Origin of the sequence: Mesorhizobium sp. ESP-6-2, assembly GCF_020164675.1 — a bacterium.
GTDB lineage: Bacteria > Pseudomonadota > Alphaproteobacteria > Rhizobiales > Rhizobiaceae > Mesorhizobium.
In genome coordinates, this window is sequence record NZ_JAIUGT010000011.1 from 1 (window position 1) to 12,927 (window position 12,927).

The 12,927-nt window shown below is 61.0% G+C and carries 12 protein-coding genes and 1 pseudogene; 7 read left to right on the forward strand and 6 right to left on the reverse strand.

Features of this window, described 5'->3' with window-relative positions:
- Positions 1-2,331, forward strand: a 2,331-nt coding sequence (locus LB532_RS24645; RefSeq protein ID WP_224557341.1) for an autotransporter outer membrane beta-barrel domain-containing protein, incomplete at its 5' end; no start/stop codon positions are given.
- 31 nt (positions 2,332-2,362) lie between these two features.
- The gene (locus LB532_RS24650) at positions 2,363-2,977 is read left to right on the forward strand and encodes an invasion associated locus B family protein (protein WP_224557344.1); all 615 of its coding nucleotides are present in this window, start codon (positions 2,363-2,365) and stop codon (positions 2,975-2,977) included.
- Positions 2,978-3,202: 225 nt separating this feature from the next.
- Here the strand turns inward: LB532_RS24650 and LB532_RS24655 are convergent, their stop codons facing one another.
- The 4 genes and pseudogenes from LB532_RS24655 to LB532_RS24670 all read right to left on the reverse strand — a co-directional run bounded on the left by LB532_RS24655 (position 3,203) and on the right by LB532_RS24670 (position 5,079).
- Positions 3,203-3,436, reverse strand: a complete 234-nt coding sequence (locus tag LB532_RS24655) for a conjugal transfer protein TraD (protein WP_140644180.1) — start codon at positions 3,434-3,436, stop codon at positions 3,203-3,205.
- A gap of 125 nt (positions 3,437-3,561) precedes the next feature.
- Positions 3,562-3,855 (reverse strand): annotated as a pseudogene (locus LB532_RS24660) (integrase core domain-containing protein); the annotation flags it as partial.
- A gap of 178 nt (positions 3,856-4,033) precedes the next feature.
- Entirely contained in the window at positions 4,034-4,648 is a 615-nt protein-coding gene (locus LB532_RS24665; protein ID WP_140644160.1) for a class I SAM-dependent methyltransferase, read from the reverse strand.
- 113 nt (positions 4,649-4,761) lie between these two features.
- The gene (locus LB532_RS24670) at positions 4,762-5,079 is read right to left on the reverse strand and encodes a YMGG-like glycine zipper-containing protein (RefSeq protein ID WP_140644158.1); all 318 of its coding nucleotides are present in this window, start codon (positions 5,077-5,079) and stop codon (positions 4,762-4,764) included.
- 286 nt (positions 5,080-5,365) lie between these two features.
- Here LB532_RS24670 and LB532_RS24675 point away from each other — a divergent pair, with 286 nt between their 5' ends.
- Both LB532_RS24675 and LB532_RS24680 read left to right on the forward strand, forming a co-directional pair.
- Positions 5,366-5,602, forward strand: coding sequence for a plasmid partitioning protein RepB C-terminal domain-containing protein (locus LB532_RS24675; RefSeq protein WP_181169607.1), 237 nt, complete (start codon positions 5,366-5,368; stop codon positions 5,600-5,602).
- Between the two features lie 76 nt (positions 5,603-5,678).
- On the forward strand, positions 5,679-6,317 hold the full coding sequence (locus tag LB532_RS24680; RefSeq protein ID WP_140644176.1) for a hypothetical protein: 639 nt from the start codon (positions 5,679-5,681) through the stop codon (positions 6,315-6,317).
- Positions 6,318-7,066: 749 nt separating this feature from the next.
- Here the strand turns inward: LB532_RS24680 and LB532_RS24685 are convergent.
- Both LB532_RS24685 and LB532_RS24690 read right to left on the reverse strand, forming a co-directional pair.
- Entirely contained in the window at positions 7,067-7,930 is an 864-nt protein-coding gene (locus tag LB532_RS24685; RefSeq protein WP_140644154.1) for a plasmid partitioning protein RepB C-terminal domain-containing protein, read from the reverse strand.
- Entirely contained in the window at positions 7,927-9,492 is a 1,566-nt protein-coding gene (locus LB532_RS24690; RefSeq protein ID WP_140644152.1) for a recombinase family protein, read from the reverse strand. The genes LB532_RS24685 and LB532_RS24690 overlap by 4 nt, the downstream gene beginning before the upstream one ends.
- Before the next feature lie 194 nt (positions 9,493-9,686).
- On the opposite strand from LB532_RS24690, the gene LB532_RS24695 reads away from it, so the two are divergent.
- The 3 genes from LB532_RS24695 (at position 9,687) to LB532_RS24705 (ending at position 12,173) form a co-directional block, all read left to right on the forward strand.
- Positions 9,687-10,007, forward strand: a complete 321-nt coding sequence (locus tag LB532_RS24695; RefSeq protein ID WP_224557347.1) for a hypothetical protein — start codon at positions 9,687-9,689, stop codon at positions 10,005-10,007.
- Positions 10,008-10,651: 644 nt separating this feature from the next.
- Positions 10,652-11,041: a low affinity iron permease family protein gene (locus LB532_RS24700; RefSeq protein ID WP_140644150.1), complete on the forward strand. Its 390-nt coding sequence runs from the start codon at positions 10,652-10,654 to the stop codon at positions 11,039-11,041.
- Entirely contained in the window at positions 10,980-12,173 is a 1,194-nt protein-coding gene (locus tag LB532_RS24705; RefSeq protein ID WP_140644148.1) for a metal-dependent hydrolase family protein, read from the forward strand. Before LB532_RS24700 ends, LB532_RS24705 begins: the two co-directional genes overlap by 62 nt.
- Positions 12,174-12,927 lie beyond the last annotated feature (754 nt).

A 12,927-nucleotide genomic window follows, 5' to 3' on the forward strand; every position in this document is an offset into this window, starting at 1 on the left:
GATTACAGCGGCACGTTGACCAACAACGGGCTTTCGGTCGGCTCCGTCCCATCGAGCGACACCTTCGTCCAGACCTCGGTCGCCAACCAGGTCAACCTGGTCAACACGGCCGGGCTCACTTTGAACTATTGGGACGGCGATGCCGGTCCGAAGTTCGACGGCACCGTCAATGGCGGCAACGGCACCTGGCAGGGTTCCTCGGGCAATGACAACTGGACCGAAGCGACCGGCGTCGTCAACGCGGCCTATTCCGATGGCGCCTTCGCCATCTTCGCCGGTCAGGCTGGCACGGTGACGGTGGACAACGGGCTTGGCCAGGTGAGTGCCGCCGGCATGCAGTTCTCGACCGATGGCTATCTCATCCAGGGCGGCGACATCGGCCTTCTCGGGCCACAATCGACCATCAGGGTCGGCGACGGCACCAGTGCCGGCGCAGGCTACACGGCGACGATCGCCTCGGCGCTCACCGGCAATGCCCAACTGGTGAAGACCGATGCAGGCACGCTGGCGCTGACCGGCACCAACAGCTACACCGGCGGCACGGCGGTCAATGGCGGCACGCTGCGGGTCTCGTTCGATGCCAATCTCGGCGATACGGCGGGCGGGCTCTCCTTTAACGGCGGCACGCTCAACACCACCGCAAGCTTTGCCAGTGGCCGGGCCATCGATGTCCTCGGCCAGGGCACGCTCTCGACCGACGCCGCCACGACGCTGACCCTCAACGGGGCAATCTCCGGCGCCGGTGCGTTGACCAAGAGCGGATCCGGCACGCTGGCGCTGACGGCCGACTCCTCTGCCTTCACCGGCACCACGGCGATCGGCGGCGGCGCGGTCAATGTCTCGGGAAGCCTCTGCGGCACCGTCAATGTGCTTTCCGGCGGACGTCTCGAAGGCACCGGCACGGTCTGCGACACCACCAACGCCGCGGGCGGCACGATCGCCGCCGGCAATCCCGGCGTGCCGGGCACGCTCACCATCGCCGGCAATTACACCGGCAATGGCGGCACGCTGGAGATCGAGACGGTGCTCGGGGACGACAGCTCCGCCACCGACCGGCTGGTCGTCACCGGCGACACCGCCGGCACCACCACGCTCAAGGTCGCCAATCTCGGCGGCAGCGGCGCGCAGACGGTGGAAGGCATCAAGATCATCGATGTCGGCGGGACCTCGGCCGGCACCTTCTCGCTCGCCGGCGACTACGTCTTCGAGGGCGACCAGGCGGTGATCGGCGGCGCCTATGCCTATCGGCTCTACAAGAACGGCGTCAGCACGCCTGCCGACGGCGACTGGTATCTGCGTTCGGCGCTCACCACACCCAGCAATCCGCCAGGACCGCTGTACGCGCCGAGTGCGCCGCTCTACGAGGCCTATGAAGGCGTGCTGCAGACCTTCAATGAACTGGGCACCTTGCAGCAGCGCATCGGCAACAGATCGTGGGGCGAGGGGGCAACACCGGAAGGTGCTGATGTCCCGGGCCAAGGCCCGGTCGACGGCAAGGCCATCTGGGCCCGCATCGAGGCGGCGCACGCCAAGCTCGACCCGAAGACCTCGACCACCGGCACCGACTACGACGTAACGACCTGGAAGCTCTATGCCGGTGTCGACGGCCTGCTGCATGAGAGCGAGGACGGCGTGCTGATTGGCGGCATCACCGCCCATTACGGGACCGCGGTGGCGGACATCTCGTCGGTCTTCGGCACCGGCTCGATCGCCGCCACCGGCTACGGCGTCGGCGGCACGCTGACCTGGTTCGGCAACGGCGGGTTCTATCTCGACACCCAGGCGCAGGCGACATGGTATGACAGCGATATCCGATCGGCCACGCTCGGCACCACTCTGGCCGAGGGCAACAACGGGTTCGGCTATGCCCTCAGCATCGAGAGCGGCCAGAAGATCGCGCTGTCCAGCAAATGGTCGCTAACCCCGCAGGCGCAGCTTGCTTACTCCGACGTCCGCTTCGACACCTTCACCGACAAGTTCGGCACGGCCGTGTCGCCCGGCAGTGGCGACAGCCTCGTCGGCCGCCTCGGCCTGTCGGCGGACTATGAGGACCAGTGGGCGGATGCTGCGGGCCAGGTCAGCCGCACCCATGTCTATGGCATCGCTGACCTCTACTACGACTTCCTCGACGGTTATGATGTCGACGTGTCGGGCGTGAAGCTGGTCAGCCAAAACCAGGCGCTGTGGGGCGGTGTCGGCCTCGGCGGCTCGCTGGACTTCGCCGACGGCAAATACGCCGTCTTTGGCGAAGCTACCGCCAAGACAAGCCTCGAGAAGTTCGGCGACAGCAATTCAATCGGCGCCAAGCTCGGCTTCAGCGTGCGCTGGTAGGTGCGAGTCCGCTGCAACACAGTGGGATTTGATGATCGAAAATCCGGGGGCGATGCACGCGCCCGGACCAGTGTTTGATAGGAACCGACAGAACATGAATCGGAAGAACTGGGGTAGAAGCGTCCTGCTGGGAGCAACCACGCTGCTGGTGATGGGCTTTGCCGTTTCGGCGTTTGCGCAGGAGGCCGGGCTGCCGGGTGGTGCAACTTCCCTGAGGGAGGGGCATGGTGACTGGACGGTGTCTTGCAACGTCACGACGCAGAACGGCGCGGCGGCAAAGGCCTGTGCACTTTCGCAGGAGCAAACGGATGCGCAGTCGCGCCAGCGCGTGCTGGCGATGGAAGTGCGCCCAAATGGCGAGATGGTGCAAGGAACGCTAATCTTGCCGTTCGGCCTTGCGCTGGATCAGGGCGTGACGCTGCAGATCGATGACGGCGTGGTGCTTCCGGCGCTGCGCTTCCGCACCTGCCTGCCCGGGGGCTGCCTGGTCGACCTGAGCTTCGAGGGAGACACATTGGCGGCCCTGCGCAACGGAACCAGCCTCAAGGTCAAGGTCGTCGCGGACGGCGGCAAGGAGACGAATCTGGCCCTGTCGCTGAAGGGCTTTCCCGGCGCGCTCGACAGGACGGCGGCGCTGCTGCAGTAGCCATTCGTTAGGCAGCTCGCCCGTGCCTCGTGGGAAAAATCCATGGGAAGAAGGGCCAGCCGTCTATCCCGATCTTGCTCTTAGCGGAGTTTCGCTTCCGGCCTCGCGACCTCTGGCATCTCAAAAGGCGACATCGGCTGCAGGATGATGGCGAGCAACGCTGCGATAGGTGGGCGCTGCGCGCCGCCCGCCCTAGCCGCCCTTCAGTCGCAGCTCTGACGCTTGTCACTGATTTTTCCTCAGTTCCGAGATGAATGCCTCTCGACCTCTTGTCGCCCAGATTTCTCGTATCTGTTCGCCTTGATCGCTCTTGAGCTGGTCGGCCATCCAGAGCAGAGCGCCGTATATAATCGCGCGATCCTCGTTGATCATCTCGACAACGCCTGCCTTGACGACTAGACCGCCGAGTTCAATCAGATGACGAGTGCGCTTGCGGCGCTCGACCTGCCACGTGCACATTGTCATTGCGAGCCTGTGCCGCTTGCCGGAGCTCCCAATGTGCGGATTGCCGGTTTTCAAACTCAGAGACTAATGCCGCAAGGGTGTCGATGACATCGCTTGCCCCGTGACCTGCCACTGAACTGTCATCCAGCGGCGATTAGAGTCTCGGCCGTTTCTGTTACGCCGTACGGCGCGGGTTGAGCAACCGGCAGAGACGCGATGCCGTCAATGAGCGCAGCGTCGGAGCCGGTTGCGGTGAGGGTTCCGGCGAAGGCCGCCGGGGTCTGGTAGTCGAGCGAGGAATGAGGCCTCGTGGTGTTGAAGTCCTGCCGCCATTCGGCGATGGCGCTGCGGGCGTGGTCGAGGCCGAAGACCAGGCTCTCGTTCAAGAGCTCGTCGCGCATGCGACCGTTGAAGGATTCGACATAACCGTTCTGCGTCTCGACAAATTCGCCGACAGCAACACAGTAGGGGCAAGGCTCGGATGCAGCGTGCGCTGGTAAATCGTGACCTCTCACCGGTATAGACGTGGCGCGCGCCATGCGAAATGCGCCGTAGCGCAGTGCGTCACCCACTCTTTGGCAAGGAGTTTCAGCTCGCCGGCAAGGCTTGTCGTCATCCCCGTTTTTTGGCGAACGCCCAAACCATCAGCGGGTACTCCTCATCGTTGCTGAGGTCGCGCCACAGTCCATACGCCCGTACCGGGCCGCCGATATGGGCCTTGGCGCATGCCTTATTCCCCCAGCCGAACGCCTGAACATCATCTTCGGCGAAACCGCCTTCAATCATCAACTGTCTCAGCCCCGCCGGTGTCCAGCGGTTATAGTCGTGGGGGCGTGCATGCACCCGGAAGAGGAAGGGCGTAGCCACCATCGCCCAGCCGCCGGGCTTGGTCATGGCGTGGATGTTGGCGGCGGCCGTCATCGGGCGCTGCACGTGCTCCAGCACCTGGTCGGCGATGACGATGGAATATTGTTCTTGTGTGCGGTCCTTGCAGATATCGAAGTCCGGAAAGTCGACGGAGCGATAATTGGGGCACAGCGCCCGCCAGTAGCGGTTCCAGCCCGGCGAAATCTCGATCACGTCCCGCGACTTGCGGTTGGCCGCTTCAAGGAACATGGTGAAAGCTTCAATCTGACGGATGCGTAGCCAGTTGCGGCTGTCGTAGCGAAGCAGCCGCTTTACGGCATGTCGGCTTCGGTTCCTCAGAGCATCGGCAAGGCTTGTCATACCCGACCTCCTCCTGCCCGCTGAGAATCTCCCTATCGCGCAAATCGTACAAAAGAATGACAGCGAGAGGGGAGCCGGCGCCAATGCACCGGCTCCCTCGGTGAGCAGTTCAATCAATAATTACCGTTGTAGTAGCGGTCGTCGCAAGGCGCCGTATAAATGCGGCCGGAGCGATCCTGGTAGCGGCAGAGCTGCTCGCCGCGGCGCTGGGGCGTGGTGGCTGAGCCGACCACGGCGCCGAGCAGTGCACCGCTGGCCGCGCCGATCACCGTGCTCTTGGTGTTTCCGCCAATCGCCTGGCCAACGAGCGCGCCGCCGGCGCCGCCGACCAATGCGCCGGTAGTGGCCCGCTGCTGGCCTTCGGTTTGCGTCTCGCATCCGGCGAGCGCCGCGGTCATCAGCACCGCGAGTATGGCCTTCTTGATAAACATCACTCGAACTCCTCTGAAGCCCCGGGTGACAGACAGGCTGGGGCGAACAAGCCCCGGAATGCGGTCGCATTGCGGCGGAACGGCGGCAGAGCCCTCTCACGAAATGAATCAGGGTTTCCCAGCCGTTGAACGCCTTGATTGCCAAACGGGAAAGATCCTCTTCGCGAGTGTAACCACCAGGCGTTCCGCTGATCCTCAACGGCACCAGCACACCGCCTTCACAACTTCCCGATCCTTCGACGCCGCGGAAGCAATTCGTTGGCATAGATCCATGGAGATGGCGGCTATGGAAGCCGAACTAGCCGACGTGTGCGGCGAGTATCAGACTGCCGCGGCACTCAGTGGCGTCTGGAATCTCGAACTCGTCGCGGGCAGGGGCTACCTGGACAGGCTCATGGGCAACGTGCGGGTGGTGAAATACCTGGCGCAGTATTTTCCCGAGCGGTTTGCGCAGTTCCAATCGATCCTGGAGTCCTCGATTCATCGCCTCCACCATGCATGGCCCCAACGCGGAGAACGCTGAGGCTAGCCCGGCACTGCTCAACTGCATGAAGTTGCTTCCGCCTAGAAGCTATTTGAAAGAAGCCTATTTAGCTGCCATGCGTGAGCGCCGAAAAATCGACCCGACTGAAAAATTAATGGCAGAGTGGCCGTTGTCTGCGGCTGCAACGCTTGGATCATCAGTACGGGCGAGCGGCATTTTTCTCGAGATCCGGGCGCGCCTTCCCGTGCCCTTGAAAAAGTTGCTCCATATCGAATCCCGCGTCCTCACCCTGCGCCTACCGGAGGGCGCGGATGCCGATATTGGAGCGGCAGCGGCGATTGTGTCCAAAGCCATGGAGGCTATCGAAGACCTGCCGGGAATCCCTCGCGAGGTCGAGGATATCCTGACGATTTCCTCCGGCGAGCGGCACCGCTGGCTGAAGGACGGTCGCTTGCAGAGCACCGGGACCAGGACGGTCAAACTTCGTGGCCGCGCAAGGAAGATCACCTTTCACGTGTTCGATCCACGCCAGATCGAAGATGTGCTCGACCGCGACCTGGTCACCGTCTGGCGCGAGGAAGACGCGGCTACGGCCGCCGAGAACCGGCGACGCGCCGCCGCAAAGTCGGCGCTGAAGCGCTCGCAAAAGAGGGACCGCGGGGCTGCAAATGATACCGACAAAAGCCGCGAAGAGGCGACCCGCCCCAAGTTACGCGGATGGGAAGACTTCGATAGCGATGGCCTCTTACGCTGACTGGCGACCCCGGAACGCTGTGTCAGGTGCAGCGGCGTCGAGCCATGCCACCAGGAGGAATTGTCCACAGCACATCCAGTTTGACTGGGGTTCCTGGAAGCTTTTGGAACGTTCTGGATCGCGCCTAAACCCCAATTGCGGGTGCTTATGGACAAAGCGGGATACTAAATTCGCATCGAGGATTGGGGCCGCGAGGAGACGGGGCTTGCCGAGACGATCAGTCGCTCGCCGGATTCGAGCGTCAGTCAGGCCGCCTGGCAGGCCTCAATTCGCGCCGGCCCGGCATGATGCTGATCCACTACTACAGCCGCCACGTCATGGAAAAGATCATCACGCCTGGCGAAGTGAAAATCTCGCCGCAAACGATTATCGACGGCAGGGTCCATGCCGGCCTGGATGTGGCGCTTGGCGACCTGCGCTCATGGCACACGCTGCGGGCCTGGTGCACGAAATGCTCGCATCACGCCATGGTAAGGCCCCGAAGGGCTGATCCGGCGGTACGGCAGGGAAGCCCTGTTCAGCTCGGTCGAACGGGCGCTTTTCTGCACGAACTGCGATCGGGGCGGGCCGGTTCGGCTCGAGGTCCACAGCATGCCACGAAACTGAGGGTGAGGACCGATCCCTTGCGACCCGGCTTGCATAGCAGCGACGCTGTCGTGGGCGCCTGGATCAGCCAGGTCGTGTAGCTGCTGGGAGAAGCGCGTCATTTGGCGCGATGAGTAGCGGGCATCTTGCCCGAAGGCGCCAACTCAAAAGACGAAATGCCCGCGCTTTAGGCCGGTTTTCACCGGTTGGCTCGTCAAAGCTTCCCCACCCACTGGAATGTCCAGGATCGATTGGAATCTCGCGAGCTGCTCCGGGAAATCCCGCGCAAGGTGTCTAACCACCCGTGCGTTTTCCATCAGCCGGTCGAGATAGAGCCTTGCCATCATCAACTCCAGCGCCCAGGTGCCACGAAGGCTTGCGCAGTACAGAAATTCTTCGTTCAGCAAATCAAACTCAGCTTCCATGGCGGCCAGCTGGTCGGCTGTCACCCCGACAAACTTCTTTCTCGGCACGGAGGGATCCGCCAACTGCGACGCCGGAGTGAGCGTTGAGAGGAGTTGCGCATAGTGGAAGCTCACTCTCTTCAGGGCGATCATGAGCCTTGCCGCTTTGAGCTGCCTTTCCGGAACCATCTTGCGCAAGGACGCGAAGACCTGTGGAGGCACATTCCAATCCTGCAAAAGCTCGAGAGCCTCGGGAGAAACTCCATTGACCAACGGCCTTGGCGCTGAACTCTCCGCGAGCAGGTTCAAAGTAGGCCCTTCGGTCAGGACCTTCGGCACAGAGGCCAGGCTTTCGGCCGATAGCAGGCGACGGAACGATTCCTGCTTGATCGGATATCGAAACACCTCTGCGATCGTCTCCAGCAGATGCCGAGGGATACTCGCTTCGGCGATCATGTCCCGCGTTCTTTGGCATTCAGCCTGATAGGTTTTGCACAGCCATGGACCGGTGAACCATCTGTGGGGCTCGTGCATCTTTTCCAAAAGCGCTGCGTGTCTTGTGCGGTTATTTTGCAAAATGAGGTCGGCGGCTTCCAAGCCTAAAACTGCGCGGCGCACCTTCATGCAGCGTTCCCTACGAATACTCGCTCAGCCAGCGCAACGAGCGAATCTACCGATCGGAAAAGAAACGCGTCCAGCTTCATTCCATTGTTGACATGGAAATTTCCTTTAAACTCGCAGATTTCATGCGTCGGAGCGATCAGGTAATCGCGAATGATCAGATTGCCCGGCTGCATTCGGATCAAAACGAAAATATCCGCCCTGGCCTCTCGCACGGCCCTCGAAGACCAGCGGGGATAGGCAGAATGCGAAACGCGACACCGGGCGATCCCGAGCGCTACTGTCAACTCGCCATTGATGTGGATGAGCTCCGTTTCAGGGTCCTGGGAAGCGCGGCCGCCTACCTGTTCTATCGCGACCAGCAGTTCTTCCATTGCGCGATGGCGGATAGCCTTCAGGCGCCTGTCAATTTCGATGAAATGGGACTTTCTGGGCGGCAGGCAACCGATCAGCTTGTATGCACCGAGCAGGCCGCCGAAATGCGCGCTATAGCGATAGCTCGAAGGGCATCCGGGCGCTGCGTTAATGATGTCAGAAGTCAGTTTCCCATGACGTTTGTGGAGTTTTCGTAGGGCTGCCAGCATCTCGTCATCGCTCATGTGAAGATAAAGCGATTTTAATATTTGCTGTGCTTTGTCGAATAACTGGCGACTGATGATAGGTTCGAAGGCGTTGTCCGCTCTGACCCATTGGTCCGGGGGATTGTACACAACCTTGGTTTTGAGTTTGGTGCAGCGTCTATTCCAAACGTTGTTGCCGATATATTTCTCATTAGTGAGGACACGGCGCACGCCATCGCGCTTCCAAGGCCGGCCGAAGTCGTTCAGGATCCCTCGGTCATTCAGATATTTTGCGATTTGAGGTTCGTTTTTGCGTGACCGGACAAACAGGCGAAAGATCAATCGAACAGTAGCTATCTCGTCCGGTGGCCCCGGTACGATGATCACCCGGTCTGTCTGGAAGTTCTTGTGTTCGTAGCGGGCGAGGATGAGTTTGGGCCGTCCGAACTGGTCAACCATCAGACGCCTTAGTCCGAGCCCCTGCATGCCGCCTACGTGGAAGCCCATGCGGGCCATCCTCACCTGGCCCAAAAAGACCCTCTGTGACAACATCCGGCTGTACTCCGCAGCCATGCTGCGCTTTATGGCCTTGAGTACATCGGATCCCACGGTGCCATCATTCGCGAATTGCTCGGCGCAAAACTCGATCCGTACACCCGCCATCTGACATCGATATTCGTAGGAAGCGCTTTCATCGACGCTTTGGAACCGGCCCCATCTGCTCACGTCGTAGACGACGACCGTCTCGTAGTCGGCGAGTCCGTGTTCAATGTCGAACAGCAGCTTCTTGAGGCCGGGCCGGCCTTCTATGTGCAACCCGCTACGGCCGGGATCTTCATAGGTGGCGACGATGTCGTACGCCATGACCTCGGCATAACTGCGGATTGCATCCTTCTGATTCTCTAGGGAATAAGTCTGGTGCTCGGTGGACATTCGTACATATTGAGCCGCGCGAACCCTTCTCCTCTCCTTAGGAGGTTCGCGGGCCGCAGCAACCTTGTCCATCGCCTTGCACCATCGGGACGATTGTCCATCCTAGCGGTCAGCGCATAGCAATTCCAGTCCAGTTTGATCGAATCGTCCGTCCGGCTAACTTTGCGCTTTGGAAACCAGGGCTTTCAACTGTCGGGAAATCCTGACTCACTTTGTGGGCGCCCGTGCCCCTCCGCAATGTTCGTTACTGCAGATCGGCCGATCTCATGATGGTCTATGGCGGCGGCGTTGATCCTTTGAAGCTGAAATTTGACTGCAACCGCTGCAAGCCATCGATCAGGATCCCGCTGCTCGAGGTCCATCCCGAACACCTCCCCAAGAGGCCGCTGATCCATAAGCCGATGCAGATCGACGGCAAGATCACCTGGTACACGGGGAGGTTCAGGGATGACGATCGAAGGATCGAGGGGCACGCCGCCGTGACAGTGCTGCTATTCCAAGCGAAGGGCTTGCAGGGTGAGGAACGCGCTAGGTCAACCTCCGGATCGCGCAAGCTCATTGCGTGGAGTTGGCAAGGACGCGCGTGAGGGCTTCATAGGTAGTATACGGGACTTTATGTCAATTCGCATCCAGTTAGGCACCAAACTTGTTACAAGTCTGGTGTAGCTCTCGGCTGAACGGTGCTGCCTGGCGGGTGTTCAGTGCTTGCTGGTGCCGTTATGGTTACAATGGCGCGCCTTACAGGAATGTGCAGATTGGGGGCGAAGCGCTTTGCAATTCAAGGCGTCTACGGCTATTCAGACGCCCATTGCTGCGGTAGCTCAGTGGTAGAGCACTCCCTTGGTAAGGGAGTAAGCGAGGGCTCCGGCTCGCTGCTGGCTGTCCCGAGATCGCCAACCATCCTGGCCGCAGCTTCAACAGGTCTCGCGCAGGCGGTGCTATGCTGTTCGGGGCTTCGCGCCGCCCGCAATTCGAGCGACCATCCGCTAAATTCGCTGGCCATGTCGCTATTCATGCCGTTCCGCCTCGAAAGCCTGCCTCCCCTTCGAGGCCCATAGTTCCCGCGCATGCCTTCATGACTTTTGAGCTTGGCAGAGTTCCAGAGAAGCGCGCCGACGCTGACACTCAGCGTCCGCGTCGGCTGCGCTCGATTTGTCCGACGCGCGTGGAACGAAAAACGGGCTTTGTACATTGTTGGGGCCAGTTCCACATTTCGTCATCAGGACACCCAATGGAAAAGACATTTAGTCGCGTGGCGACCGTCGTCGCGCACGCATCTGGCCGCCCGTGGGTCTTTGCCTTATGTCTGGCGTCTATACTGGTTTGGGCCGTGAGCGGCCCGGTTTTCCACTATTCCGAAACCTGGCAATTGGTCATCAATACGGGTACGACGATCGTAACGTTCCTGATGGTCTTCCTGATTCAGAACACCCAGAACCGCGACGGTGCCGCCATACAGGCTAAACTCGATGAGTTGATCCGCTCGGGTGCCGCCAAGAACGCCTTTATCGGCATCGAGCACCTTACCGAGGCCGAGGTCGAAGAGTTCCGCGCGCTATGTGTGCGGGCGAAAGAGAGCAAAGAAGGAGCGGCTAGGGCCCATCACAAGGCAGCGGCCTGAGGGCCGGACGTCGAGAGGCTGCGGTTTCGACAAGATAGGGCGTTCGCAAAGGTCTGATCTAGTCCTCGATTGCCACGTCCACGTCTATTCGGCGGCTGAAGATCCGTCCACCAGTTCGCGTATGTCCAACGAACTGGTTGCGCTGCATGCGGCCAAGATCGTCAAGGGCATGCTGACGCGCGGCTTCACGACGATCCGCGATGTGGGAGGCGCAACGCTCGGCTTCAAACATGCGCTCGAGGCGGGTCTGATCGAGGGCCCGAGGCTGACCATGTGCGGCAAGGCCTTTGTCCAGGCCGGCGGCCATACCGATCCGCGCGAGCGCGGCGAACTGATCTCGGCCGAGACCTTCAACAACCAGCTCGGGAATGTGTCGAAGATCGTCGACGGCGTCGACGAATGTCGCCGCGCTGCGCGCGAAGAGATCCGCAAGGGCGGCCAGTTCATAAAGGTGATGGCCGGCGGTGGCGCGGCGCAGCTGCGGATGCCACGCTCATGGAATGCCTATTCGATGGACGAGCTTCGCGCCTTCCAGGAGGAGGCGGACAATGCCAAGACCTATGTTTGCGTGCACGCCCACTCCGACGAATCGATAGCACGCGCGTTGGCTTGCGGGATCAAATCGATAGAGCACTGTACGCTGATCACCCCCGAGACGGCCGCGATCATGGCCGAGAAGGGAGCCTATTCGACACCGACGATCAGCGCGTACGAGGCGCAGATCATCGAAGCAGAAAGGCTGGGACTTGACGCGGGTGCCGTCGAGCGCCTGAAGTGGGTGCGCGATCGTGGACCGGAATCGCTGGAGATTATGCACAAGGCCGGCGTGAAGATCTGCCACGGCTCGGACCATCTCGGCTTCCTGCACCCGTACCAGAACCTGGAATTCAATATCCGCGCAGAGGCGCTGCTGGCCATCGAGGTAATACGCTCGACCACCCTTAACGCGGCTGAATTGTGCCTGATGCCCGGCAAGGTCGGCACCATTGCCGCGGGTGCTTATGCTGACATGATCGTAATCGACGGCGATCCGCTTAAGGACATCTCGCTGCTCGGCGACGAAGGCAAATCTTTCCAGGCAGTCATGAAGGGTGGGGTTTTCTACAAGAACGAACTTGCCATCAGCCGTTGATGCACTCGACCGAGATGAAGGCTCCAGCGGAGGCGCCGGCGAGTGCGAAACTCCGCTGCATCTTTTTTCTCGCGTCCTTTTCGACCCTATTCCATGATGGCGTTCCAAGATCGATGACGGGTCGGCGAACCTGGCAAAAGCTGATCCGTTGGGCGCTCCCTTTCGGTTTTCCCCCTTCGCCTGGTAGAGACCAGGCGGCCCGGAGGTTTGCCACCCATGAACAATGTGTAGGCAGCCGCCGCGAACTTAGTTGAGTGACCCAAACGGATAACGGATGGAACAAAAAGCCGTGCGGGTTTGCCTTGCCGCGCCGAGCGGAGAATTGAGGCCGGACGACGCCCGCCCGGCCACCTTGCCTCGACGGCCCTAAATAGAACCCCGGTATTGGGCAGCCTCGATCCATCGTGCGAGCGCGACAGCTGGGGAACGCCCTTTTACTTTCAAGTCGAGGCCTCGGTAGGCTCCGGCCGCAATCCATATAGGCTTGTCTTGCCGCCCGGGTCATTGCGTTGCCCAAGCCCTGCGTGGCGTGATTCCATTTCAAGTCGTTGTCGGAACTTGCTGTCAGCGTCGAAGGCAGCTGGCGCGCAGGGACATTGATCATCATCAAGTCCCAGTGGTAGTCGCCCGATCACAGCCCACCACCTAAGCAACTCGGCCACCAGCCCAGCGGCTCGCACGCCATAGAAACGGTCAGCGGCCATCGAGCAAGAATAAGGACTCGTTAAGCCGGTCGCGCCCCCACGCTCGCGGT

Excerpts from the sequence above, each read along its gene's own strand:
- LB532_RS24650 (WP_224557344.1), top strand. The coding sequence starts at position 2,363 with ATGATCGAAAATCCGGGGGCGATGCACGCGCCCGGACCAGTGTTTGAT.
- LB532_RS24655 (WP_140644180.1), bottom strand. The coding sequence starts at position 3,436 with ATGTGCACGTGGCAGGTCGAGCGCCGCAAGCGCACTCGTCATCTGATT.
- LB532_RS24665 (WP_140644160.1), bottom strand. The coding sequence starts at position 4,648 with ATGACAAGCCTTGCCGATGCTCTGAGGAACCGAAGCCGACATGCCGTA.
- LB532_RS24670 (WP_140644158.1), bottom strand. The coding sequence starts at position 5,079 with ATGTTTATCAAGAAGGCCATACTCGCGGTGCTGATGACCGCGGCGCTC.
- LB532_RS24675 (WP_181169607.1), top strand. The coding sequence starts at position 5,366 with ATGGAAGCCGAACTAGCCGACGTGTGCGGCGAGTATCAGACTGCCGCG.
- LB532_RS24680 (WP_140644176.1), top strand. The coding sequence starts at position 5,679 with ATGCGTGAGCGCCGAAAAATCGACCCGACTGAAAAATTAATGGCAGAG.
- LB532_RS24685 (WP_140644154.1), bottom strand. The coding sequence starts at position 7,930 with ATGAAGGTGCGCCGCGCAGTTTTAGGCTTGGAAGCCGCCGACCTCATT.
- LB532_RS24690 (WP_140644152.1), bottom strand. The coding sequence starts at position 9,492 with ATGGACAAGGTTGCTGCGGCCCGCGAACCTCCTAAGGAGAGGAGAAGG.
- LB532_RS24695 (WP_224557347.1), top strand. The coding sequence starts at position 9,687 with ATGATGGTCTATGGCGGCGGCGTTGATCCTTTGAAGCTGAAATTTGAC.
- LB532_RS24700 (WP_140644150.1), top strand. The coding sequence starts at position 10,652 with ATGGAAAAGACATTTAGTCGCGTGGCGACCGTCGTCGCGCACGCATCT.